Genomic DNA, 22,995 nt, shown 5'->3' with positions numbered 1-22,995 from the left:
CCGCCGCCAACGGAACCGCGCCGATGTTTGAAGATCTTCAGCCTACCCCAGCCGACAAGATCCTTGCTTTGATTGGCCTCTATCGCGCCGATCCCCGCCCCGACAAGGTCGACCTCGGCGTCGGCGTCTACAAGGATCGCGATGGCAAGACGCCGGTGATGCGCGCCGTGCGCGAAGCCGAAAAGCGATTGCTGCAGAGCCAGGATACCAAGACCTATCTCGGCCTTGCCGGCGATACCGGCTTCAACACGGCGATGGCGAGGCTGGTCTTTGGCCCTGCGGCCGAGCTTACACGCATACGTGCGGCGCAGGCGCCCGGCGGCTCAGGCGCGCTGCGGCTGGTGGCTGAGCTGCTCAAGAGGACGCGATCGGACGCAACGATCTGGCTGTCGGACCCGACATGGCCGAACCACATGCCGGTGATGCGCGCCGCCGGCTTGCAGATACGCGAATATCCCTATTTCGACGCTGCCTCAGGTGCTGTTTGCTTCGCCGACATGATGAGCGCGCTGGCGACCGCCAAGAGCGGCGACGTAGTGCTGCTGCATGGTTGCTGCCACAATCCGACAGGCGCCAATCTGGACATCGCGCAGTGGGCTGAAATAGCCGACCTTGTCGTCGAGCGCGGCCTGCTGCCGTTTGTCGACATTGCTTATCAGGGCTTTGGCGAAGGCCTGGACGCAGACGCCGCCGGCTTGCGCCTGCTGGCTGAAAAAGTTCCGGAGATGGTCGTTGCCTCGAGCTGCTCGAAAAACTTTGCCGTGTATCGCGACCGTGTCGGCGCGGCGATGATCCTGGCTAAAGACGGCGCGCAGGCGGATGTGGCAATGAGCCAGATGCTGTCGGCGGCGCGCGCCATGTACTCGATGCCGCCGGACCATGGCGCGGCCGCGGTGCGCACTGTGCTTGAAGACGCCACGCTGCGCGCCGACTGGGAAGCGGAGCTAGAGGAGATGCGCCTGCGCATGCTGCGGCTTCGGGTGCAGTTCGCCGAAGCGCTGCGGCGGCAGTCCAATTCCGATCGCTTCGATTTCGTCGCCAGCCATCGCGGCATGTTTTCCCGGCTTGGCCTGTCCGAAGCGCAGGTCGAGCGGCTGCGCGCCGAGCACGGCGTCTATATGGTCGGTGACAGCCGCATCAATGTCGCCGGTCTGCCGGAAGACGGTATGGACGCGCTCGCCAAGGCGATCGTCTCCGTGCTCGACTGAGGCGTTGAGCAGCGCTGTGGACAATCGCCCCTCGCCGTCCGACGGCGTTGGCTACGCGGTCGGACGCAGGCTAGCATCCGGCCGATGAAACCTTCGAAGGACATTTCCCGGCTGATTGAGATCATGGCGGCGCTGCGGGCCCCGGAAACCGGCTGTCCGTGGGACATCGAGCAGGATTTCTCGACCATCGCGCCTTACACGATCGAGGAAGCCTACGAGGTGGCGGACGCCATCGCGCGCGGCGACCTGGACGATCTGCGCGACGAGCTCGGCGACCTTCTGCTGCAGGTCGTCTACCACGCGCAGATGGCCGAGGAGGCTGGTGAATTCGCTTTTGGCGACGTGGTCCAGGCCATCACCACGAAAATGATCCGCCGCCACCCGCATGTCTTCGGCGATGAGAAGGCGCGCAGCGCCGGCATGGCCAAGGGTATGTGGGAAAAGATCAAGGCCGAGGAGAAGGCTGAGAAACGCAGCGCCCGCCTCGCCCGCGGGCACGATCCGGAGGATCACGGCAAGGGTTTTCTGGACAGCGTACCGGTCGCCCTGCCCGCTTTGACCCGGGCGCTCAAGCTGCAGGAGAAAGCTGCCCGCGTCGGCTTCGACTGGAGCGAGGCCACGCCGATCCTCGACAAGATAGAGGAAGAGATCGGCGAGTTGCGCGAGGCCTTGGCCAAGGGCGATACGGCTTCGATCAAGGACGAGTTCGGCGACATGCTGTTTGCCGTCGTCAATCTCGGGCGTCATCTCAAGGTCGATTCCGAAGCGGCGCTCAGCGGCACCAACGAGAAATTCCGGTCGCGGTTCCACTACGTCGAGCAAGCGCTGGAAGCGTCCGGAAACACGCTGGAAAAGGCCTCGCTCGACGAGATGGAGGCGTTTTGGCAGCAAGCCAAGAGCGCGAAGTAACAGCGACTATCCGTTGTTTTTACGGTGCAATCGGCTTTCTATCTCTTCATGCGCGCTTTGCGTCGCCTTGAGCGCGACGGTCACGCCGCCATCTTCATTGTCGGTGCGCGAGACGACGTCGCCATTGCGGTAGAGCCAGTCGACGAGCCCGAGCTGCTCAGGCTTGAGCGTGATGGTCAGCGTTTCCAGCTCGCCTGAAACTCTTGTCTCAATGATCGCCTTCAGCACATCGATGCCCTCGCCGGTGGCGGCCGATATGGCAATCGGCGGCGTCTTGTTGCCATCGGCGCCATCGGCAAGAAGCCGAGCCCTGTTGCCTTCGTCGAGCAGGTCAATCTTGTTCCACACTTCGATGACGCGCTTGCTGTCGCCGGCATCGACGCCGAGATCGGCAAGGATCCGCTCGACATCCTCGGCCTGGGCGGCCGTGTCGGGGTCCGAAATATCGCGCAGATGGATGACGAGATCGGCCTCGACCACCTCTTCCAGCGTGGCCCGGAAGGCCGCGATCAGATGCGTCGGCAGGTCCGAAATGAAACCGACCGTGTCCGAAAGGATGACCGGCGTGCCGTGCGGCAGCCGCACCCGACGCAGTGTCGGGTCGAGCGTGGCAAACAACATGTCCTCGGCCAGCACCCCTGCTCCGGTCAGTTTGTTGAACAGCGTCGACTTGCCGGCATTGGTGTAGCCGACGATCGCCACCACCGGGAAAGGCACCTTCTTGCGCTTGGCGCGGTGCAGGTCACGGGTGCGCCGCACTGTTTCCAACTCGAGCTTCAGCTTCTTGATCTTGTCCTGCAGGGCGCGGCGATCCGATTCGATCTGCGTTTCGCCAGGGCCGCCGAGAAAGCCAGCGCCGCCGCGCTGGCGCTCGAGGTGAGTCCAGCTTCGCACGAGCCGGCCCTTCTGATAGTTGAGGTGCGCAAGATCAACCTGCAGCGTGCCTTCCTTGGTCCGCGCGCGCTCGCCGAAAATCTCCAGGATCAGCCCGGTGCGATCCAGCACTTTGGCGTTCAACTCTTTTTCCAGATTGCGCTGCTGCACCGGCGTCAGCGGATGGTCGACAATGACCAGTTCGGCATGGCCCTGTTTGACGATCTCGGCGAACTCCGCGACCTTGCCGCTGCCGAGCAAGGTCGCCGGGCGCGGATCGTTGACGGTCACCACCGCGGTATGGATCGGGTCGAGGTCAATGGCTTGGGCAAGGCCAACCGCCTCGTTGTGGCGGGCCTCGGCGGAACGCGTCAAGCGCGGACGATTCGTGTCTTCGTCGCTGCGCGGCTGGCGGGTAAGCACAGGCACGATAACCACAGCCCGGGTCGGGCCTTCGGCTTCCGTCCCCGGCTGATATGCTGATTTTTCGCGAACGCTGCGGTCCGCGTCTTTCCTACGTGCCAATCAGGCGCCCTGGCTTTCCTCACCATCGAACATCTGAACCGGCTGGCTCGGCATGATCGTGGAAATGGCGTGCTTGTAGACGAGCTGGGAATGGCCGTCTCGACGCAGCAGAACACAGAAATTGTCGAACGAAGTGACCACACCGGTCAGCTTCACGCCGTTGATGAGAAAGATGGTGAGTGGGTTCTTGCTTTTGCGAACTGAATTCAGGAACAGGTCCTGAAGATTTTGCGATCGTTCCGCCATTGTTCTTGTCTTTCGCCGATCCCCTTCGGTTTGCAACTCAATGCGCCAAATTACCCGGCACGTGTCAAGCACGCAAACACCATCTTGCCGTCAATAACGACAAGCAGAACGAGATATATTGATGTTCATTCCACCTGTGCGGTTATCAGGCTGGACTTTTTTCCGCAACGTCAAAAAAGGCTTGCCGCAAGGAAAGTGTTATCGAGCCCGGATGGCCGTTGGCGACGGGAGCGCCGTCGATCGCCACGATCGGCATGGCGATCGTGGTCGCGGAGCTGATGAAAACCTCGCGCGCGGCCTTGGCTTCGGCGACCGAAAAGCCCCGCTCCTCGATCTTCAGGCCGAGCTTGGCGGCCACATCGAACAGCGTGGTGCGGGTGATGCCGCGCAGGATGCCGTGCTCGGCCGGACGCGTCACCAGCACGCCATCCCTGGTGATGATCCAGGCATTCGACGATCCACCTTCCTTGACGGTGCCGTCGGCATCGACGAACCAGGCCTCCTGGGCGCCGGCTTCCTTGGCCTTCTGCTTGGCGAGCACATTTGGCAACAGGCCGACCGACTTGATATCGACCCGGTCCCAACGATTCTCCGGCACGGTGATAACCTTGATTCCGCTTTCGGCCCTCTTCGCGGCAGCAGCGGGGTCGGCTTTCCTGGCGGTCACCACCAGCGACGGCTTCGTGCCCGCCGCCGGGAAAATAAAGTCGCGGCTGGCGACGCCACGCGTCACCTGAAGATAGACCAAGCCATCGGTGACATGGTTGCGGCGGACCACCTCGCGCAAAATAATCGGCAACACGCCCCGCGTGACCGGCCAGTCGATCGACAATTCGGTCAGCGAGCGGTTCAGCCGTCCGAGATGGCGAGGCATATCGACGATGAAGCCGCGCGCCACCTCGCAAACCTCGTAGACTCCATCGGCGAACTGATAGCCGCGGTCCTCGATATGGACGAAAGCGTCGCCGTGAGCGACATAGCGCCCGTTCACATAGGCAATGCGCGGCATGAGGTCACCCCTGGAGAAGTCAGCGCATGACCCCGAAAATCGGAATCGATTTTCCGGGTCATGCGCAAAAATCAAAATGCTACAGCGTCCTTTGCGCGTGCCAAAAGACGCGCGGCGCTTTCTTATGCGATTCCGCCGGCGCCGTAACCGATAATTGCGTAGGCCACCATTGGATGGGCTATCAGACGCCCAGCGACTTCAGCTTGCGGTGAAGCGCCGAGCGCTCCATGCCGATGAACTCGGCCGTTTTCGAGATGTTGCCGCCAAAACGGTTGATCTGGGCGATCAGATAATCCTTTTCGAACTGCTCGCGCGCCTCACGCAACGGCAGCGCCATGATGTGCTGATCGGATTGGTTTGGCGTGCGCGGCATGACGTCGCCGATCTCGGCAGGCAAGAGGTCTGCGGTGATCGGCGCATCGACATCGTCGCCGCGCGCCAGGATCATCAGCCGCTCGACATTGTTGCGCAGCTGGCGGACGTTGCCCGGCCAGTTGTGCGCCTGCAGCACGGCCAGCGCGTCGTCGCCGATGCGCCGCGGCCGGATGCCGGCCTGGCGGGCGATCTGCTTCATGAAATTGTCGACAAGATAGGGGATGTCCTCGCGCCGCTCGGCCAGCCCCGGCACCATCACCGGAACCACCGCCAGGCGGTGATAGAGATCCTCCCGGAAACGGCCGTCGGCGATCATCGCCTCCAGGTTCTGCGAGGTCGACGATATGATTCGGACATCGACCTTGACCCGCTTGGTGCCCCCTACCCGCTCGAACTGCTGTTCGACCAGCACGCGCAGGATCTTGTTTTGCGTTTCGCGCGGCATGTCGGCCACTTCGTCAATGTAGAGAATGCCGCGATGGGCTTCCTCAAGCGCGCCGACCTTGCGTTCGACACCGTTTGATTCGGTGCCGAACAGCTCGACTTCCATGCGTTCGGGCGTGATGTTGGCAGCGCTCAGCGTGACGAACGGTGCCCCCTTGCGCGCCGACAGTGTGTGGATGGCGCGTGCCGCGAGTTCCTTGCCCGACCCGGACGGGCCGATGATCATGACGCGGCTGTTGGTCGGCGCGACGCGTTCGATGGTCTGACGCAACTGGCTCATCGCCGACGACATGCCGATCAGGTCGAAGGTTTCGCCGCTGCGCAGCTTGAGATCCGAAACCTCGCGTCTCAGCTTAGAGGTTTCAATCGCACGTTCGGCGATAAGGATCAGCCTGTCGGCCTTGAACGGCTTCTCGATGAAGTCATAGGCGCCGCGACGTATGGCCGAGACCGCCGTTTCGATGTTGCCGTGGCCCGAGATCATCACCACGGGCAGGCTCGGATGCATTGTCTTGATCCCGTCCAGCAGCGCCAGTCCGTCCAGACGTGAGCCTTGCAGCCAGATGTCGAGGAAAATCAGCCTCGGCGCCCGGTCGGCGATCGCAGCCAGGGCGCTGTCGGCATCGAATGCCGTGCGGGTTTCGTGACCTTCGTCGCTCAGGATACCGGCGACAAGTTCGCGGATGTCTTCCTCGTCATCGACGATGAGAATGTCAGACGCCATTACCGACCTTTTCAGTTTCTCTTTCGTGTTCCGTCCTGCCTTCGCCGCTCGACGGCACGGTGGCGGCAAGCGGCAGGATGATGCTGATCATCGCGCCTCGCCCGCCGTGGAAATCCACCGGCGCGTCATGCAGTTCGAGCCAGCCGCCATGGTCTTCCACTATCTTCTTGACGATAGCGAGGCCAAGCCCCGTGCCCTTCTCGCGTGTCGTCATGTAAGGCTCGAGCAATCGCTGACGATTCTCGCGCGGCAAGCCCTTGCCATTGTCGATGACGTCAATGCGAATCGCGCCATTCTGGCGCCCGGCTTGAATCCGGATTATGCCGTGCGAGCGGTCCTTTTGATCAAGTCCGTCGATCGCCTCGGCTGCGTTCTTGATAATATTGCCAAAAGCCTGCGCCATCAGGCGGCTGTCGAAAGTGCCCTTGAGCGGTTCGTTGCCGAATACGCGCTCGAAGGTGATATCGGCGCGGCTCACTTCGACGAGGAACGAGGCTTCGCGCAACGACTCGCGCAAGTCGAGGGCCTTCATTTCGGGCTTGGGCATGCGTGCGAAAGCGGAGAACTCGTCGACCATGCGGCCGATATCCTCCACCTGCCTGATGATCGTGTCGGTGCACTGATCGAAAACCTCGCGGTCTTCGGTGATGACTTTGCCGTAACGGCGCTTGATGCGCTCGGCGGAAAGCTGGATCGGTGTCAGCGGGTTCTTGATCTCGTGGGCGATGCGCCGCGCCACATCCGCCCATGCCGAGGAACGCTGCGCCTGGACCAGATCGGTGATGTCGTCGACCGTCACGACATAGGATTTCTCCTCCGAACCGTCGTCGCCGGCCTCGACCGTGATCTGCACGTTGAAGGTCCGCTCCGTGCCGGCGCGATAGAAGGTCACCTGCTCGCGGTGGACGGGCTTGCCCGACTTGCGGCCGATCTCGAAGACTCGGCCGACATGCGGCAGCACGGCGGAGAGGTTTTGCCCGAGTGCGGCGGTCGCGGATATGGCCAGCATCGTTTCGGCCGACCGATTGACGATGGTGACGATGCCATACGGATCGACGCCGATGACGCCGGCGGTGACGCCGGCAAGCACAGCTTCCGAAAAACGCCGCCGCTCGTCGATCAAGTCCTTGGCGGACAGAATCTCGTTACGCTGCGATTTCAGTTCCAGCAGCATCTTGTTGAAGGTGTCGCCGAGCGAGGCGACGTCGCCGTCGGAGGGCCGAACGGGCACGGCAACGTCGAGATTGCCGGTCGCGACCTCGTCGGCCGCGCCGATGAGCTGGCGGATGGGCCGCACCAGGCGATCAGCCACGGCAATGCCGGTCCAGATGGCGGACAGAATGATGATAAGCGTCAGCGACAGGTAGGGAAGTGCGAAGGCCACCTGCGACGTGCGGCGATTGGCTTCCAGACCGCGATATTCGTCGGTGTTGGACCTGACAATCTGCCGCGCCTTGATCACCTCGGGATCGACCAGGCGGATGGTGTAGAGATAGAGCCCTTCGATCTCGCGCAGCTTGACGATGGCGCCCATGATGTTGCGCGTCTTCGGTTCGATCAGCACCGGCTTGCCGTCGGCGGCACTGCTCATGGCGCCTTCCGGCGGCTCCGGCATGGCGAAATCGGCGTCGGTCTTGGCGCTCATGACGAATGAGCCGTCAGGCTTGACCAGCGCTGCATGGGCCAGCGAGCGTCCGACGGCTTCCTTGTTCATGAGATCGAGGAAACCGGTTCGATCGAGGCCGTAGAGCGTGCGGGAGGCGTCGAGATCGTAGGCCATCGACAAGGTCGTTCCCTGGAGATTGCGCGCGTTCTCCTGCACATAGGCATCGGCGATCGACAGCGACGAATTGACGATCGTCTTGGTGCGGATCTCGAACCAGCGATCAAGGCCGATGTCGAGTGTGATCGAGGCGATGATCGCCACCATGATGGCGGGAATCGCGGCGACCAGCGCGAACATTGCGACGATCCGCACATGCAGCCGCGACGCCGCCTTGCCACGCCGGCGCGCCATCACGATGCGATGCACTTCGCGGCCGACCAGCGCAATCAGAAACACGATGAACGCCGCGTTGAGGGCGATGAGCGCCAGCGTCGTCCTCTCGTCCGGCGTGATCGGCGTGGCACCGACGAGAATGGCGAAGGAGATCGCCGCCGTAACCAGCGCACCGGCAACTGCCACCACGCCGGGCAGCGCAAGCAGCCGGCGCCCTTCCCTTGTGCCGGGTTCGCTAAAAAGCGGTTCGCTCAGTGTCGGTGCCTGTGAAGCCATGTCGCCGTCTAGAGCCAGTGATTGCGTCGGATGTATGCAACGCATTGTGGCGATTATGCAACAAGTGTGACCTGGACGGAAATGTTTCGGCGATCGATCCCCCGGAAAAGGCGCCGCTCTATCGCACCGGCCCGAAAATCGAGATCGATTTTTCGGAAAACACGATGCGAAAACTCAATGCGTCAGAGCGAACTTTGTACGTCCGAATGGAACGTGCCTCGCTCTAAGCCTGCCTGGTCGATTTGTAGACGTTGACGCCGAGTTCGCGGATCTTCTTGCGCAGCGTGTTGCGGTTGAGGCCCAGGAGTTCCGCAGCCTTGATCTGATTGCCGCGGGTTGCCGTCATCGAGGCCAGCACCAGCGGATATTCGACCTCGGAGAGAATGCGCTGATAGAGGCCGGCAGGCGGCAAATCGCCGGCGAATGACGCAAAATACCGCTGCAGGAAATGTTCCACCGCCTGGCCGATGGACAGGTCGTCGGGAATGAGGTTGCCGCCACCGGGAACGACCGGCCTCTCGCCGGTCTTCAGTTCCGCCTCGATGATCTCGGCGGAAATCTCATCCTGCGAATAGAGCGCGGCCAGCCTGCGGACAAGGTTTTCGAGCTCGCGCACGTTGCCGGGCCACGGATAGCGCTTCATCAGCTCGATGCCGCCGGTGGAAATGCGCTTGGTCTGCAGGCCCTCGCTGGCGCCGAGCTTGAAGAAGTGCCGCACGAGATCCGGAACGTCCTCGGACCGCTCGCGCAGCGCCGGCAGCCTTAGCGGCACGACGTTCAGGCGATAGAAGAGATCCTCGCGGAAAAGCCCCTGATTGATCAGCGTGCGCAGATCCTTGTTGGTAGCGGCGACGATGCGCACGTCGGTCTTGATCGGCGTGCGGCCGCCGACCGTGGTGTATTCGCCCTGCTGCAGGACACGCAGCAGGCGCGTCTGCGCTTCCATCGGCATGTCGCCGATCTCGTCGAGGAAGAGCGTGCCGCCTTCGGCCTGCTCGAAACGGCCGGTGGAGCGGTTCTGCGCGCCGGTGAAGGCGCCCTTCTCGTGCCCGAACAGTTCCGATTCGATCAGGTCGCGCGGGATCGCCGCCATGTTGATCGCAACGAAGGGCCCGCCGCGGCGGCGGCCGTATTCGTGCAGCGCGCGTGCCACCAGTTCCTTGCCGGTGCCCGATTCGCCTGAAATCATCACCGTCAGGTCGGTCTGCATCATGCGCGCCAGCATGCGGTAGATATCCTGCATGGCGGCCGAACGGCCGACCAGCGGCATCGTTTCCGGCGGCTCGTCCGCCCGCGCATCTATCTTTGGCCGTCGGGGTTCGGAAAGCGCCCGGTTGACGATGTTGAGAAGCTCGGTCAGGTCGAACGGTTTCGGCAGATATTCGTAGGCGCCGGTCTCGGAGGCGCGAATCGCGGTCATGAACGTATTTTGGGCGCTCATGACGATGACGGGCAGTTCCGGTCGCGCCTTCTTGATGCGCGGCAGCATGTCGAAGGCGTTCTCGTCCGGCATGACCACGTCGGTGATGACGAGATCGCCCTCGCCCGCCGCCACCCAGCGCCACAGCGTCGAGGCGTTGGACGTCACGCGCACCTCATGGCCGACGCGCGAAAGCGCCTGGTTGAGGACGGTGCGGATGGCCGCATCGTCGTCGGCGACGAGAATATTGCCGCGAACCGTCATTTGCGGTCTCCTTCGCCATCATCGTCTGTGCCGAACGGCGTTTCTTTCCAGGCTGGCATCAGAATGCGGAAAGTGGTTCCGCGCGGCGTCGAATCGCATTCGATGATGCCGCCATGCTCGCCGACTATTTTCGCGACCAGCGCAAGACCAAGCCCCGACCCGTTCGGCTTGGTGGTGATGAAGGGATCGAACAGGATCGGCAGGATATCTTCGGAAACGCCGGAGCCGTTGTCGCGCACGCAGAATTCGAGCGGCAGCGACACGCGGCCTTGCGATCCCGGAACGGAGACACGTATGCCCGGCCGGAACGCGGTCGACAGGGTGATCTCGCCTTGCGGATCGCCGCCAATGGCCTCGGCAGCATTCTTGACCAGGTTGAGGAACACCTGGATGAGCTGATCACGATTGGCAAAAACTGGAGGCAATGATGGATCATAATCCTCCAATATCTTGATCCGCTTGGCAAAACCGTTCTTGGCGATCGCCTTCACATGGTCGAGAACGACATGAATATTGACCGGATAGCGGTCAATCGGTCGCTCGTCGGAAAACACCTCCATGCGATCGACCAGCGAGACTATTCGGTCAGTCTCGTCGGTGATCAGCCGGGTCAGCGCGCGATCTTCATCGGAAGCAGACAGTTCGAGCAGTTGGGCAGCACCCCGGATGCCGGATAGCGGGTTCTTGATCTCGTGGGCAAGCATCGCGGCCAAGCCGGTCACCGAGCGTGCCGCGCCGCGATGCGTCATCTGCCGATCGATCTTGTCGGCCATCGATCGTTCCTGGAACATCACCACGACGGAGCCTGGAAATTCCGACACCGGCGCGACGTAGAGATCGACGACTTTCTCGATGCCAAGACGCGGCGACGACACATCGACCCGATATTCGTTGACGGGCGCCCGGCGCTCGCGCACTTGGTCGACAAGCGTCAACAGCGGACTGCCGAAGGGAATGAGCTTGGGTAGTGTGTTACGGGCGAGCATGGTCGCGCTCGAACGGAAGAAATCCTCGGCATCGGCATTGGCGAAGGTGATGAACCCTTCCGCATCGACCATGATCACCGGGCGGCGGATGGTGTTGAGCACGATGTGGGCGGCGTCCGCCATATCCGTGCTCTGTGTAACGGTGGCATTCATGCCGCGCCCCGCAGGTTCATCGCCTCGGGAGCGTGTGAAAGCACCTCGCGCAACGCGGCAATGACGCGGACGGGCTCGAAGGAGGTGAGGATGGCCTTTCGCTGCTCATCAGCGACGCCAGCGGCGTGGCGGTCGAGATACCAGCCAAGATGCTTGCGCGCCTGGCGCACGCCGCTTTCGGTGCCGTAGAGCGTCAGCATGTCCTCGTAGTGGGCAACGACATAGTCGGCCAACACTTCAGGGCTTTCAGGCACGCCGGGCGTTGCCTTCTTCGCCGCGGCTGTCGCGATGCTGCCTGCCGTCCACGGCGCGCCATAATGCGCGCGGCCGATCATCACCGCGTCGGCGCCGGACTGGTCGAGGATCATTGCTGCCTCGGCCAGCGAGCCGACATCGCCATTGGCAACGACCGGTATCGACACAGCCTGCTTTACGCGTGCGATGGCGCGCCAGTCGGCCTTGCCCTGGTAGAACTGGCAGCGCGTGCGGCCATGCACTGTCACCATCTTGACGCCCGCCTGCTCAGCGCGGCGCGCCAGCATCGGCGCGTTGAGCGCGCTTTCGTCCCAGCCGAGCCGCATCTTGACCGTGACCGGCACCTCGACCGCGCCGACCACCGCCTCGATCAGCGACAAAGCGTGATCGAGATCGCGCATCAGCGCCGAACCGGCATAGCCGCCCGTCACCTTCTTGGCCGGGCAGCCCATGTTGATGTCGATGATGTCGGCGCCCTCGCCCGCGGCTATACGGGCGCCCTCGGCCATGTGCGCCGCCTCACGGCCGGCAAGCTGCACCATGTGCACAGGCAGCCCGGAATGACGGATGCGCAAGCCGCAACCGGCCCTGCCTTTGGCAAGCTCGCCGCTCGCCACCATCTCCGACACGACCAACCCGGCGCCGTGCGCATAGGCACGCTGCCGGAACGGCTCATCTGATATACCCGACATGGGCGCGAGGAAGGCGCGATTGCGGATTCTCACACTTCCCACGTCCAGCGGCGAAGCCAATTTGGTCAGGTCAAGCATGCACAAAAACCAAGCATTTTTAATTGCTGCACATTCTCTAGCCAGAATGATAGCGAAGTGCAACGCGCAATGACGTCGCATTAAGGCGCATTTAGGAAAAATGCCGGCCTTCAGCCCCTACCGCGCCCAAAGCGCCGTGCTTCTTTGGGAAGGACGCCTTGGGCACTTTGCATCTGCGCATGATCTCTTCCGAAAAGCGATTCCACTTTTCGGGATCATGCGCTAAGCGTCTCGGCATGACAGATGCAAGCGAAAAGCAAGCCTCGGCGGCGGACAACAAAGTTGCAGTCGTTATTGTCGCTGCCGGCCGCGGCGCGCGCGCGGGTCAGGCCGACGGGCCAAAGCAATACCAAAGGATCGGTGGCCGTGCCGTCATCGCGCGCACACTGGACGTGTTTTTGGCGCATCCGAGAATCGGTCCCGTCGTCGTCGCCATCCATGCCGACGACAGCGCGCTTTTTCGCAGCGCCGCCGGAGCCAACGCCGATCGGGTCGTCACGGTAACGGGTGGCGCGTCCAGACAAGACTCCGTTCGGCTCGGGCTGCTTGCGCTGAGAGGCCATGCGCCGGGCCAGGTTCTGGTCCATGATGCCGTTCGCCCGTTCGTCGACGCGGAATTGATAGACCGTACGATCGCCGCCATCGGCGAACGCCAGGCAGCGCTGCCTGCCCTACCAGTCGCCGACACGCTGAAACGTGAATCGGCCGCCGGCATGATCGGCGAGACGGTTTCCAGGAACGGGCTTCATGCAGCCCAGACGCCGCAAGGCTTTCCGTTCTGGCCAATCCTGGCCGCCCACGAAAAGGCCCATCATCTCGGCAAGGCGGACTTCACCGACGATGCCGCGATCGCCGAGTGGGCACATATTCCGGTGAAAATCGTTCCGGGCTCGCCGGATAATGTCAAACTCACCTGGGCAAGAGATATTTCGATGGCGGATCAGCGGCTTTCCGGCGAACGGCCGCGCTTTCCAGACATCCGCACCGGCAATGGCTACGACGTTCATGCGTTCGAGCCCGGTGACCATGTCATCCTGTGCGGCGTCTCCATCCCGCACGACAAGAAACTGTCCGGCCATTCGGACGCCGACGTCGGCCTGCACGCCTTGACCGACGCGCTGCTCGCCACCTGCGGCGCCGGTGACATCGGCACGCATTTCCCACCATCGGATCCGCAGTGGAAAGGCGCTGCCTCGCGGATCTTCGTCGAACATGCGGCGAGACTGGTGCGCGCGCGCGGCGGGCGCATCGCCAATGCCGACATAACGCTGATCTGCGAGGCGCCACGGGTCGGCCCGCATCGCGAAGCAATGACAGAAACCCTTTCGGCAATGCTGGGAATTTCCCGGAACCGTGTCTCGATCAAGGCGACAACCAACGAAAAGCTCGGCTTTGTCGGCCGCGAGGAAGGGATAGCCGCCATCGCGACCGCCAGTGTCGTGTTTCCAGGGGATGTCCCCGAATGAGCAACAACGACCTCGCAGATGCCCTGCTTCAAGCCTGCCAGCAGCGCGACATCATGCTGGCGACGGCCGAGAGCTGCACCGGCGGCATGATCATCGCCGCTCTGACCGACATCGCCGGCTCTTCCACGGTGGTCGACCGGGGTTTCATCACCTATTCCAACGAGGCCAAGACGGAGATGCTCGGCGTTTCCGCCGCCACGCTTGAGGCGCACGGCGCGGTCTCGCGGGAAACGGCGATCGAGATGGCGCAGGGCGCCCTGACCCGTTCGCGCGCCGGGCTAACCCTTGCCGTCACCGGCATTGCCGGTCCAGGCGGCGGTTCGACGGAAAAGCCCGTAGGCCTGGTCTGGTTCGGTGTCGCCTTGACTGGCCGGCCGGTCGTCAGCGAATGTCAGTTGTTCGCCGACAAAGGCCGCAATTTCATCCGCCAACAGACGGTCAGGCATGCGCTTGAGCTGGGCTTGCGCGCACTCGCTGCGGATCAGGCTGCTGGCGCTGGCCCATAGATGACGTCGGCGCGCTTCTCGAACGCCTCGGAGAACATGCGGAAGGCGCGATCGAACATCGCTCCCATTACCGCACCCAGAATACGGCTCTTGAATTCGTAGTCGATGAAGAAGCAGACGTTGCAGCCGCCGTCGGCCGGCTCGAAGCGCCAGACATTGCTCAGATATTTGAATGGACCGTCGATGTATTTGACGTCGATGGCGTTCTCGTCAGGCTTTAGCAGCACCTGCGTCGTGAAAGTCTCGCGGATCGCCTTGTAGCCGATGCTCATGTCGGCGATGAGCAGTGTGCGTCCGTTGCGTTCCTTGCGCGAGCGAATCGTCAGCGCCTCGCAAAGCGGCAGGAATTGTGGATAGGATTCGACATCGGCAACCAGAGCAAACATCTGCTCCGGCGTATGGGAAACGCGACGATGGGCTTCGAATTGCGGCATGAAACCAGTGTGTTAGGCGGACTTTCTGAGAAACGCTTCGCGCGCCGCGCGCAGCCTAGCGAAATCGTCGCCGGCATGATGCGACGAGCGAGTCAGCGGGCTCGACGCCACCAGCAGGAAGCCCTTGGTCTTGCCGATGGTCTCGAAGGACTTGAATTCCTCCGGCGTGACGAAGCGGATAACCGGATGGTGCTTCTTCGACGGCTGCAGGTACTGGCCGATGGTCATGAAGTCGACATTGGCCGAACGCAGATCGTCCATCAGCTGCAGGATCTCGTTCCGCTCCTCGCCAAGGCCAACCATGATGCCGGATTTGGTGAAGATCGACGGATCGAGCTCCTTGACCCGCTGCAACAGCCTGATCGAATGGAAATAGCGGGCGCCCGGCCGGACCGTCAGATAGTTCGACGGCACGGTCTCCAGATTGTGGTTGAAAACGTCGGGCTTCGCCGCCACCACGACCTCCAGCGCGCCTTCCTTGCGCAGGAAGTCGGGCGTCAGGATTTCGATCGTCGTCAGAGGCGTTGCCGCCCTGATGGCGCGGATGACCTCAGCAAAGTGCTGAGCTCCGCCATCGGCGAGATCGTCGCGGTCGACGGAGGTGATGACGACATGGGTCAGGCCCATTTGCTTGACGGCGTGTGCGACGCGGGCCGGCTCATCGGGATCGAGCGCGGTCGGTATACCGGTAGCCACGTTGCAGAAGGCGCAGGCGCGCGTGCAGATCTCGCCCATGATCATGAAGGTGGCGTGCTTCTTTTCCCAGCACTCGCCGATATTGGGGCAACCGGCCTCCTCGCACACCGTCACCAGCTTGTGCGACTTCACGATCTCGCGCGTCTCGGCATAGCCTTTCGACATCGGCGCCTTGACGCGGATCCAGTCGGGCTTGCGCAGCACATCCTGGTCGGGCTTGTGCGCCTTTTCAGGATGCCGCAGGCGCGGCGCATTGGCGATCGTGTCGAGGACGGTGACCATCTGAAATCCGGTTCGTTGGCGATCGCCTTCCGGCGTTCGCTTCTAGACGTCATCTAGGACTTTTCGCTGCAAAGAAAAAGGCCGCGGCGGCGCATGCCGCCACAGCCGTTTTCGCATGACAAGAGTTCAGCAACTAACGGCGCACCATGCGTCCTACCCAGATCAGCAGGCAGGCGCCAATGAAACCGGTGATCAGATAGGCGATCCAGCCGGCGCCGAAGGCGCCGATGTTGAGCGCCTGCAGGATGGCATTCAGCACGATCGCGCCGACGATTCCAAGAATGATGTTCATCAAGATGCCGGTGTTGCTCTTCATGAACATCTCGGCAAGCCAGCCTGCCAAACCGCCGATGATGATGGCTGCTACCCAGCCCACGCCGTTCACGTCCATATGCCCTCTCCTCTGGTGATGAATGCATCCGGAAACGAATTACCTTGCCGTCGAGTTCCTTGGCTCTCGCGTGTTGAGTCTCAAGCGGCCAATTTATCATGCGTTCAGCGCACGGCCATAGGCGTCGAGGACGCTTTCCTTCATCATCTCCGACAGGGTCGGATGCGGGAAGATCGTGTGCATCAGTTCTTCCTCCGTGGTTTCCAGGTTCATCGCCACGACAAAACCCTGGATCAGCTCGGTCACTTCTGCGCCGACCATATGCGCACCGAGCAACTGCCCGGTCTTCTTGTCGAAGATGGTCTTGACGAAGCCCTGATCCTCGCCGAGCGCAATGGCCTTGCCGTTGGCGGCGAACTGAAAGCGGCCGACACGGATATCCTTGCCCTCGGCCTTCGCTTTCGCTTCGGTCAACCCGACCGAGGCAACCTGCGGGTTGCAATAGGTGCAGCCCGGAATCTTCAGCTTGTCAGTGGCGTGCACGCCTGGAAAATTGGCGATCTTTTCCACGCAGACCACGCCTTCATGTTCGGCCTTGTGGGCGAGCATCGGGGGGCCGGCGACATCGCCGATCGCATAGATGCCGGACACATTGGTGTTGCCGTAGCCGTCGACGACAACGCAGCCGCGGTCGGTCTTCACACCGAGCGCTTCGAGGCCGAGATTCTCGATGTTGCCCTGCACGCCGACGGCCGAGATCATCCGATCCGCGGTGATCTTCTCGACCTTGCCGTCCTTCATCTCGACATGCGCGGTAACCGAGTTCGCGCCCTTCTCGACCTTGGTCACCTTGGCTTCGAGAATGATCTTCATGCCTTGCTTCTCGAACTGCTTCTGCGCGAATTTCGAGACCTCTGCGTCCTCGACCGGCATCACCGCCGGCAACAGCTCGACCACCGTCACCTCAGCTCCCATGGTGCGGTAGAACGAGGCGAACTCGATGCCGATGGCGCCCGAACCCATCACCAGCAGCGATTTCGGCATCTCTTTCGGCACCATCGCCTCGAAATAGGTCCAGATCAGTTTGCCGTCAGGCTCGATGCCGGGCAGCGCGCGCGGCCTGGCGCCGGTGGCCAGGATGATGTGCTTGGCGGTGTAGGTGCCCTCGCCCTTGACGCCCTTGGGCGCCGGCGGCTGCGGCTCCATCGGCTTCTTGGAGGATTTCGAAACAACAACCTCACCGGGCTTGGAGAGCTTGGCTTCGCCCCAGATGACGTCGATCTTGTTCTTCTTCATCAGGAAGGCGACGCCACCGTTCAGCCGCAGCGAGACCTTCCGCGAGCGGTCGACGACGGCAGCGGTGTCGACGCTGACCTTGCCGTCGATCTTCAACCCATAATCTTTCAGATGATCCGAATAGTGCATGATCTCGGCCGAACGCAGCAGCGCCTTGGTCGGGATGCAGCCCCAGTTGAGGCAGATGCCGCCGAGATGCTCGCGCTCGACGATCGCCGTCTTGAAGCCGAGCTGGGCGGAACGCACCGCCGTGACGTAGCCGCCGGGGCCGGAGCCGATGATGATGACGTCGTAATTCTCAGCCATTTTGTGGTCCTTATTGAAGCGAGGCTTCGCCGAAAGAAGGCTTCGGTATCGAAATTGGCTCGTACCTCAGTATTAAAGGCGCGAAAGCTGGCTCATGCATCAGTATCAAAAGGGCGTCGGAAACCCAGAGCCCCAGAAATGCGTAACCTGCGAGAAGCCGACTTCGGCGGCCCTGCCAATGCACAGCCAACCAAATGCCAATGATCAGAAATGCATTGACTATCATGTCGCTAACATCACGCGCACCAGCGGTGCCAGCGCCTTGCCGATGTTTCGCGTGTTTTCGGCATCGAGATGCACGCCGTCGAGCGGCGTAGTCGTCGCCACCGTTCCGGCATCGAAGAAGCCGCAGCCGGCCTCGTCGGCAAGGGCGGAATATTGTGGTGCCAGCCGCTTCGAGGCTTCATCGCCGCCGGCGAACATTTCCTTGAATTCGGCGTTTTCCGTACGGCTGACCGCGGGCGGCGCGACGATCAGGATCTGCGGCGCCGGCCAGTCGAACGGGTAGTCGTGCCCGCGCACGATATCGATCAGGCGCTCGATGCCTTGCTTGGCGGCGACCGGATTGCCGTGGATCCACGGCTTCATGTCGTTGGCGCCGAGCATGATGATGATCAGGTCGATCGGCGCATGCGTCATCAGGATCGTCGGCAGCACTCTAGCGCCGTTACGGTCGGCGCCGGCCAGATGATCGTCGAAGGCCGTTGTGCGGCCGTTCAAGCCTTCGGCAATGACTTCGATACCGCCTCCCAACGCCGCCTGCAGCACGCTCGGCCAGCGGTCCTCGAGCGGGTGGCGATCCAGGCTTGCCGCATCATAGCCCCAGGTCAGCGAGTCGCCGTAGCAAAGGACTGTTTTCATGCGTTTGCCCCGCTCCTGCCAAATCCTGCTTGTGCGCGCTTTACCCGCCAGCCCACGAACAGCCACTGGACCAACACCGTGGCGAGGCCCGGCAGGACGAGGCCGGCGACAATGGGAAGATCGCTCGACCACTGGCTCTTTCCGGGTGGCTGGGAAAAAGTCCAGGTAATCAGGCCAACCCCGACGAGCACAAAAAACGCAACCGCGATAAGCGACGTCAGGTTTATCGCGTTTTGCGGGTTCGACATAAACTGCGCGATGAAGAGGGCGACCGTCACGAGGATGGTGACGAGAGCCGAGATCATGAACACAAGGATGTACTCTACGTCGGCATCAGTGGCGACGGCGAGCCCCTGCGCCACCAATCCGCCGGCCAAACCGGAAAGGATGAAGGCAAAAAGGCTGGTGAAGAATTTCCGCACCGCCTTCTTCCTTTCTAGACCAGCATGCCCATCGGGTTTTCGATCATGCGCTTGAAGGCGACGAGCAGTTCGGCGCCGAGCGCACCGTCGACGGCGCGGTGATCTGTCGACAGCGTCACCGACATGATGGTGGCGATCTTGATCTCGCCGCTCCTGACCACCGCGCGCTCCTCGCCGGCGCCGACCGCCAGGATCGTCGCATGCGGCGGGTTGATGACAGCGGCAAAGTCCTTGATGCCGAACATGCCGAGATTAGACACTGCCGTGGTGCCGCCCTGATATTCTTCCGGCTTCAGCTTGCGGCTGCGGGCACGGCTGGCAAGGTCCTTCATCTCATTGGAAATGACCGACAGGGTCTTTTCGTCGGCACGCCGGATGATCGGCGTGATCAGGCCGCCGGGGATCGAGACCGCGACACCGACGTCGGCATGCTTGTGCTTGACCATGGCGCTCTCGGTCCATGAGGCATTGGCATCCGGCACCGCCATCAGCGCCATCGCCATCGCTTTGATGACCATGTCGTTGACCGACAGCTTGTAGGCCGGCGCCTCCCCCTTGTCGGTCTTCCTCACCGGGGCGGCCGCATTGATCTGCGTGCGCAGCGCCAGAAGCGCGTCAAGCTCGCAGTCGAGCGTCAGGTAGAAATGCGGGATGGTGGTCGTGGCCTCGACCAGCCGGCGCGCGATGGTCTTGCGCATGGTGTCGTGCGGGACAAGCTCGTAAGAGCCTTCGGCGAACAGTTTCAGCACCTGGTCGTCCGACATTGGCTTGGCTGCGGCAACTGGAGCCGGAGCGCCGGTGGGCGCCGCTTTTGCAGCGGGCGCCTTGGTGCTGCCGCTGGAAATAGCTGCATCGACATCGGCCTTGACCACGCGGCCATGCGGGCCGGAACCGGTCACCGCTGAGACGTCGACGCCGGCTTCCCGGGCGATGCGACGGGCCAGTGGCGAGGCGAAGGTGCGCTCACCGCTTGCATGGCCATTGGCGACCGGAGCCGCTTCCGCCTTGGGCGCAGGTGCAGCGGCAGGTTCCGGCTTCGGCGCTTCGGGCTTTGGTGTTTCAGCTTTAGGGGCATCCGCTTTCGGAGCCTCGGCCTTTGTCGGCGCAGCGCCATCACCGCTCTTCGCGGCGGCCGCCGCATCCTCGCCTTCGGCGGCGAGCACGGCGATCAGCGCGTTGACCTTGACGCCTTCGGTGCCGGCCGGAACGACCAGCTTGGCGACCGTGCCTTCATCGACGGCCTCGACTTCCATCGTCGCCTTGTCGGTCTCGATCTCGGCGATCACGTCGCCCGGCGAAACCTTGTCGCCCTCCTTGACGAGCCATTTGGACAGATTGCCCTCTTCCATCGTGGGCGAGAGGGCCGGCATGGTGATGTTGATCGGCATTTTGTCCTCCCGCCCTGCTCAGCGATATGTGACGGCTTTGACCGCCTCGACGACCTCGCCGACATTGGGCAGCGCCAGCTTTTCGAGGTTGGCCGCATAAGGCATTGGCACGTCCTTGCCGGCAATGGTGATGACAGGCGCGTCGAGGAAATCGAAGGCGCGCTGCGACACCTGGTTGGCGATGTGGTCGCCGACCGAGTTCTGCGGAAATCCTTCCTCCACCACCACCAGACGGTTGGTCTTCTTGACCGAAGCGATAATGGTGTCGAAATCTAGCGGACGGATGGTCCTGAGGTCGATGATCTCGGCATCGATGCCCATGCCGCGCAATTCGGCCTCGGCCTTGATCGCATAGGTCATGCCAATGCCGAAGGAGACGATGGTGACGTCCTTGCCTGATTTATGGATGCGCGCCTTGCCGATCGGCAACACGAAATCGTCCATCTTCGGCACGTCGAAGGAGTGGCCATAGAGGATTTCGTTTTCGAGGAAGATGATCGGGTTCGGGTCGCGGATCGCGGCCTTCAGCAACCCCTTGGCGTCGGCGGCGGTGTAGGGCATCACCACCTTCAGACCGGGAATGTGGCTGTACCAGGCGGCATAGCACTGCGAATGCTGGGCGGCGACGCGGGCAGCCGCGCCGTTCGGCCCGCGGAAGACGATGGGCGCGCCCATCTGGCCGCCGGACATATAGAGCGTCTTGGCGGCGGAGTTGATGATCTGGTCGATCGCCTGCATGGCGAAGTTGAAGGTCATGAACTCGACGATCGGTTTCAGGCCAGCCATCGCGGCCCCAACGCCAACGCCGGCGAAACCATGCTCGGTGATCGGCGTGTCGACGACGCGACGCGGCCCGAATTCCTGCAGCAACCCTTGCGTGATCTTGTACGCGCCCTGGTACTCGGCGACCTCCTCGCCCATGACGAAGACGTCGCCATCGCGGCGCATCTCCTCGGCCATCGCGTCACGCAACGCCTCGCGCACAGTGGTCGAGACCATTTCCGTGCCGGCCGGGATGTCCGGATCGGCGGCAATTTCGGTTCTCGGCGCGGCGGCGACAGGTGCTGCCGCCTCGCTCTTGGCCGCAGCAGGTGGTGGCGCTGCTGTTTCAGCCTTGGCAGGTTCTTCTTCGCCGACGCCTTCGCCGGCCTTGTCGATGTCTTCGCCATCAATGGCGAGCACAGCGATCAGCGCGTTGACCTTGACACCTTCGGTGCCGGCAGGAACCACGATCTTGGCAAGCGTGCCTTCGTCGACGGCCTCGATTTCCATCGTCGCCTTGTCGGTCTCGATCTCGGCGATGACGTCACCGGCGACGACCTTGTCGCCCTCGTTCTTCAACCATTTGGAAACATTGCCCTCTTCCATGGTCGGCGAGAGAGCGGGCATGAGAATTTCGATCGGCATGTCCTTGCCCTCTCGTTACAGTACGATGTCGGTCCAGAGCTCGGACGGATCCGGCTCTGCGTCATTCTGGGCAAATTCAGCGGCGTCGGCGACGATATCGCGAACCTCCTTGTCGACGGCCTTGAGCTCGTCCTCATCGGCCCACTTCTTTTCGATCAGGCGCGCCTTGACCTGCTCGATCGGGTCACGCTCGGAGCGCATCTTCTGCACTTCTTCCTTGGAGCGGTACTTTGCCGGATCGGACATCGAGTGACCGCGGTAGCGGTAGGTCTGCATTTCGAGGATCAGCGGCCCCTTGCCGGCGCGGCACCATTCGGTGGCGAGATCGCCGGCTGCCTTGACCGCGCGGACGTCCATGCCATCGACCTGGATGCCGGGGATCTTGAAGGAGGCGCCGCGGTGCGAAAAATCCGTCTCGGCCGATGAACGCGATACCGAAGTGCCCATTGCGTAGCGGTTGTTCTCGATGATGTAGATCACCGGCAGCTTCCACAGCGAGGCCATGTTGAAGCTTTCATAGACCTGGCCCTGATTGGCGGCGCCGTCGCCGAAATAGGTCAGCGTCACATTGTTGTTGCCGCGATAGCGGTTGGCGAAGGCGAGGCCGGTGCCGAGCGAAACCTGCGCGCCGACAATGCCGTGGCCGCCGTAAAAATGCTTCTCCTTGGAGAACATGTGCATGGAGCCGCCCTTGCCCCGGGACAAGCCGCCGCGGCGCCCGGTCAATTCGGCCATGACGCCGCGCGGCGACAGTTCCATCGCCAGCATGTGGCCGTGATCGCGGTAGGCGGTGATCATCTGGTCGCCATCGACCAGCGCCATCTTCATGCCGGTAACGACTGCTTCCTGGCCGATATAGAGATGGCAGAAGCCGCCGATGAAACCCATGCCGTAGAGCTGGCCGGCCTTTTCCTCGAAGCGGCGGATAAGCAGCATGCGCCGGTAGGCGTCAAGCTCCTCTTGCTTGGTGAAGTCGACAGGCTTGGGGGCTGAAAGCCCCGCCGATTTGCCGTCGGATCTGGATTTGGATTTGGCAGGCGCTTTTCTGGCGGCGGTGGCCATGCATCACTCCCTGTTGGCGTCTCTTGCGGACACTGAGGGAGATCAGCTCTCCCCACCGATTTTGGGGAGGCTAACACGCGAGAAGGCGTTTCGCCATGCCGA

21 protein-coding genes are annotated in these 22,995 nt (G+C 62.4%); 4 read left to right on the top strand and 17 right to left on the bottom strand.

Going from position 1 to position 22,995, the window contains the following annotated elements; genetic code table 11:
• Window positions 1–23 precede the first annotated feature (23 nt).
• Both CIT25_RS29150 and mazG read left to right on the top strand, forming a co-directional pair.
• Entirely contained in the window at window positions 24–1,208 is a 1,185-nt protein-coding gene (locus CIT25_RS29150; protein ID WP_095488628.1) for an amino acid aminotransferase, read from the top strand.
• 84 nt (window positions 1,209–1,292) lie between these two features.
• Entirely contained in the window at window positions 1,293–2,117 is an 825-nt protein-coding gene (gene mazG / locus CIT25_RS29145) for a nucleoside triphosphate pyrophosphohydrolase (RefSeq protein WP_095488627.1), read from the top strand.
• Window positions 2,118–2,123: 6 nt separating this feature from the next.
• Here mazG and hflX read toward each other — a convergent pair whose 3' ends face one another.
• The 8 genes from hflX to dusB all read right to left on the bottom strand — a co-directional run bounded on the left by hflX (window position 2,124) and on the right by dusB (window position 12,436).
• Window positions 2,124–3,515 carry a GTPase HflX gene (gene hflX / locus CIT25_RS29140; RefSeq protein WP_095488626.1) on the bottom strand — a complete coding sequence of 464 codons (1,392 nt, stop codon included), beginning with the start codon at window positions 3,513–3,515 and terminating at the stop codon, window positions 2,124–2,126.
• Window positions 3,516–3,761: an RNA chaperone Hfq gene (gene hfq, locus CIT25_RS29135; protein WP_006202172.1), complete on the bottom strand. Its 246-nt coding sequence runs from the start codon at window positions 3,759–3,761 to the stop codon at window positions 3,516–3,518. It abuts the gene before it with no gap.
• Between the two features lie 145 nt (window positions 3,762–3,906).
• Window positions 3,907–4,770 carry a D-amino-acid transaminase gene (locus CIT25_RS29130; protein WP_095488625.1) on the bottom strand — a complete coding sequence of 288 codons (864 nt, stop codon included), beginning with the start codon at window positions 4,768–4,770 and terminating at the stop codon, window positions 3,907–3,909.
• 181 nt (window positions 4,771–4,951) lie between these two features.
• Window positions 4,952–6,313 carry a nitrogen assimilation response regulator NtrX gene (gene ntrX, locus CIT25_RS29125; protein WP_095488624.1) on the bottom strand — a complete coding sequence of 454 codons (1,362 nt, stop codon included), beginning with the start codon at window positions 6,311–6,313 and terminating at the stop codon, window positions 4,952–4,954.
• Window positions 6,303–8,588, bottom strand: a complete 2,286-nt coding sequence (locus CIT25_RS29120) for a sensor histidine kinase NtrY-like (protein WP_167391097.1) — start codon at window positions 8,586–8,588, stop codon at window positions 6,303–6,305. The genes ntrX and CIT25_RS29120 overlap by 11 nt, the downstream gene beginning before the upstream one ends.
• A gap of 223 nt (window positions 8,589–8,811) precedes the next feature.
• A complete protein-coding gene (ntrC, locus tag CIT25_RS29110; RefSeq protein WP_095488622.1) occupies window positions 8,812–10,272 on the bottom strand; it encodes a nitrogen regulation protein NR(I) in 1,461 nt (486 codons plus the stop codon).
• Window positions 10,269–11,411: a two-component system sensor histidine kinase NtrB gene (locus CIT25_RS29105; protein WP_095488621.1), complete on the bottom strand. Its 1,143-nt coding sequence runs from the start codon at window positions 11,409–11,411 to the stop codon at window positions 10,269–10,271. The genes ntrC and CIT25_RS29105 overlap by 4 nt, the downstream gene beginning before the upstream one ends.
• The gene (dusB, locus tag CIT25_RS29100; RefSeq protein WP_095488620.1) at window positions 11,408–12,436 is read right to left on the bottom strand and encodes a tRNA dihydrouridine synthase DusB; all 1,029 of its coding nucleotides are present in this window, start codon (window positions 12,434–12,436) and stop codon (window positions 11,408–11,410) included. Before dusB ends, CIT25_RS29105 begins: the two co-directional genes overlap by 4 nt.
• A gap of 236 nt (window positions 12,437–12,672) precedes the next feature.
• On the opposite strand from dusB, the gene CIT25_RS29095 reads away from it, so the two are divergent.
• Together CIT25_RS29095 and CIT25_RS29090 are read left to right on the top strand one after the other, a co-directional pair.
• The gene (locus tag CIT25_RS29095) at window positions 12,673–13,902 is read left to right on the top strand and encodes a bifunctional 2-C-methyl-D-erythritol 4-phosphate cytidylyltransferase/2-C-methyl-D-erythritol 2,4-cyclodiphosphate synthase (RefSeq protein ID WP_095488619.1); all 1,230 of its coding nucleotides are present in this window, start codon (window positions 12,673–12,675) and stop codon (window positions 13,900–13,902) included.
• Window positions 13,899–14,408, top strand: a complete 510-nt coding sequence (locus CIT25_RS29090) for a CinA family protein (protein ID WP_095488618.1) — start codon at window positions 13,899–13,901, stop codon at window positions 14,406–14,408. Before CIT25_RS29095 ends, CIT25_RS29090 begins: the two co-directional genes overlap by 4 nt.
• Here CIT25_RS29090 and CIT25_RS29085 read toward each other — a convergent pair.
• From CIT25_RS29085 to pdhA, 9 genes are all read right to left on the bottom strand, one after another.
• Entirely contained in the window at window positions 14,384–14,842 is a 459-nt protein-coding gene (locus CIT25_RS29085; RefSeq protein WP_095488617.1) for a type II toxin-antitoxin system RatA family toxin, read from the bottom strand. The genes CIT25_RS29090 and CIT25_RS29085 overlap by 25 nt on opposite strands.
• A gap of 12 nt (window positions 14,843–14,854) precedes the next feature.
• Window positions 14,855–15,820, bottom strand: a complete 966-nt coding sequence (lipA, locus tag CIT25_RS29080; RefSeq protein WP_095488616.1) for a lipoyl synthase — start codon at window positions 15,818–15,820, stop codon at window positions 14,855–14,857.
• A gap of 133 nt (window positions 15,821–15,953) precedes the next feature.
• The gene (locus CIT25_RS29075) at window positions 15,954–16,211 is read right to left on the bottom strand and encodes a GlsB/YeaQ/YmgE family stress response membrane protein (RefSeq protein WP_095488615.1); all 258 of its coding nucleotides are present in this window, start codon (window positions 16,209–16,211) and stop codon (window positions 15,954–15,956) included.
• Between the two features lie 96 nt (window positions 16,212–16,307).
• A complete protein-coding gene (gene lpdA, locus CIT25_RS29070) occupies window positions 16,308–17,753 on the bottom strand; it encodes a dihydrolipoyl dehydrogenase (RefSeq protein ID WP_095488614.1) in 1,446 nt (481 codons plus the stop codon).
• A gap of 222 nt (window positions 17,754–17,975) precedes the next feature.
• Window positions 17,976–18,614, bottom strand: a complete 639-nt coding sequence (locus CIT25_RS29065; RefSeq protein ID WP_095488613.1) for an SGNH/GDSL hydrolase family protein — start codon at window positions 18,612–18,614, stop codon at window positions 17,976–17,978.
• Window positions 18,611–19,036 carry a hypothetical protein gene (locus CIT25_RS29060; RefSeq protein ID WP_095488612.1) on the bottom strand — a complete coding sequence of 142 codons (426 nt, stop codon included), beginning with the start codon at window positions 19,034–19,036 and terminating at the stop codon, window positions 18,611–18,613. The genes CIT25_RS29065 and CIT25_RS29060 overlap by 4 nt, the downstream gene beginning before the upstream one ends.
• Window positions 19,037–19,050: 14 nt before the next feature.
• Window positions 19,051–20,424 carry a pyruvate dehydrogenase complex dihydrolipoamide acetyltransferase gene (locus CIT25_RS29055; protein WP_095488611.1) on the bottom strand — a complete coding sequence of 458 codons (1,374 nt, stop codon included), beginning with the start codon at window positions 20,422–20,424 and terminating at the stop codon, window positions 19,051–19,053.
• An 18-nt stretch (window positions 20,425–20,442) separates the two neighbouring features.
• Window positions 20,443–21,831 carry a pyruvate dehydrogenase complex E1 component subunit beta gene (locus CIT25_RS29050; protein WP_095488610.1) on the bottom strand — a complete coding sequence of 463 codons (1,389 nt, stop codon included), beginning with the start codon at window positions 21,829–21,831 and terminating at the stop codon, window positions 20,443–20,445.
• Between the two features lie 15 nt (window positions 21,832–21,846).
• A complete protein-coding gene (gene pdhA, locus CIT25_RS29045) occupies window positions 21,847–22,893 on the bottom strand; it encodes a pyruvate dehydrogenase (acetyl-transferring) E1 component subunit alpha (RefSeq protein ID WP_095488609.1) in 1,047 nt (348 codons plus the stop codon).
• Window positions 22,894–22,995: the final 102 nt, after the last annotated feature.

The organism is Mesorhizobium mediterraneum (assembly GCF_002284565.1).
Lineage (GTDB): Bacteria > Pseudomonadota > Alphaproteobacteria > Rhizobiales > Rhizobiaceae > Mesorhizobium > Mesorhizobium mediterraneum.
This window is presented reverse-complemented; position numbering and strand designations above follow the sequence as displayed.

Excerpts from the sequence above, each read along its gene's own strand:
- CIT25_RS29065 (WP_095488613.1), bottom strand. The coding sequence starts at position 18,614 with ATGAAAACAGTCCTTTGCTACGGCGACTCGCTGACCTGGGGCTATGAT.
- lipA (WP_095488616.1), bottom strand. The coding sequence starts at position 15,820 with ATGGTCACCGTCCTCGACACGATCGCCAATGCGCCGCGCCTGCGGCAT.
- CIT25_RS29050 (WP_095488610.1), bottom strand. The coding sequence starts at position 21,831 with ATGCCGATCGAAATTCTCATGCCCGCTCTCTCGCCGACCATGGAAGAG.
- CIT25_RS29105 (WP_095488621.1), bottom strand. The coding sequence starts at position 11,411 with ATGAATGCCACCGTTACACAGAGCACGGATATGGCGGACGCCGCCCAC.
- ntrC (WP_095488622.1), bottom strand. The coding sequence starts at position 10,272 with ATGACGGTTCGCGGCAATATTCTCGTCGCCGACGACGATGCGGCCATC.
- mazG (WP_095488627.1), top strand. The coding sequence starts at position 1,293 with ATGAAACCTTCGAAGGACATTTCCCGGCTGATTGAGATCATGGCGGCG.
- CIT25_RS29095 (WP_095488619.1), top strand. The coding sequence starts at position 12,673 with ATGACAGATGCAAGCGAAAAGCAAGCCTCGGCGGCGGACAACAAAGTT.
- CIT25_RS29120 (WP_167391097.1), bottom strand. The coding sequence starts at position 8,588 with ATGGCTTCACAGGCACCGACACTGAGCGAACCGCTTTTTAGCGAACCC.
- lpdA (WP_095488614.1), bottom strand. The coding sequence starts at position 17,753 with ATGGCTGAGAATTACGACGTCATCATCATCGGCTCCGGCCCCGGCGGC.
- CIT25_RS29055 (WP_095488611.1), bottom strand. The coding sequence starts at position 20,424 with ATGCCGATCAACATCACCATGCCGGCCCTCTCGCCCACGATGGAAGAG.
- CIT25_RS29130 (WP_095488625.1), bottom strand. The coding sequence starts at position 4,770 with ATGCCGCGCATTGCCTATGTGAACGGGCGCTATGTCGCTCACGGCGAC.
- hfq (WP_006202172.1), bottom strand. The coding sequence starts at position 3,761 with ATGGCGGAACGATCGCAAAATCTTCAGGACCTGTTCCTGAATTCAGTT.
- ntrX (WP_095488624.1), bottom strand. The coding sequence starts at position 6,313 with ATGGCGTCTGACATTCTCATCGTCGATGACGAGGAAGACATCCGCGAA.
- CIT25_RS29150 (WP_095488628.1), top strand. The coding sequence starts at position 24 with ATGTTTGAAGATCTTCAGCCTACCCCAGCCGACAAGATCCTTGCTTTG.
- CIT25_RS29075 (WP_095488615.1), bottom strand. The coding sequence starts at position 16,211 with ATGGACGTGAACGGCGTGGGCTGGGTAGCAGCCATCATCATCGGCGGT.
- dusB (WP_095488620.1), bottom strand. The coding sequence starts at position 12,436 with ATGCTTGACCTGACCAAATTGGCTTCGCCGCTGGACGTGGGAAGTGTG.
- CIT25_RS29090 (WP_095488618.1), top strand. The coding sequence starts at position 13,899 with ATGAGCAACAACGACCTCGCAGATGCCCTGCTTCAAGCCTGCCAGCAG.
- CIT25_RS29085 (WP_095488617.1), bottom strand. The coding sequence starts at position 14,842 with ATGCCGCAATTCGAAGCCCATCGTCGCGTTTCCCATACGCCGGAGCAG.
- pdhA (WP_095488609.1), bottom strand. The coding sequence starts at position 22,893 with ATGGCCACCGCCGCCAGAAAAGCGCCTGCCAAATCCAAATCCAGATCC.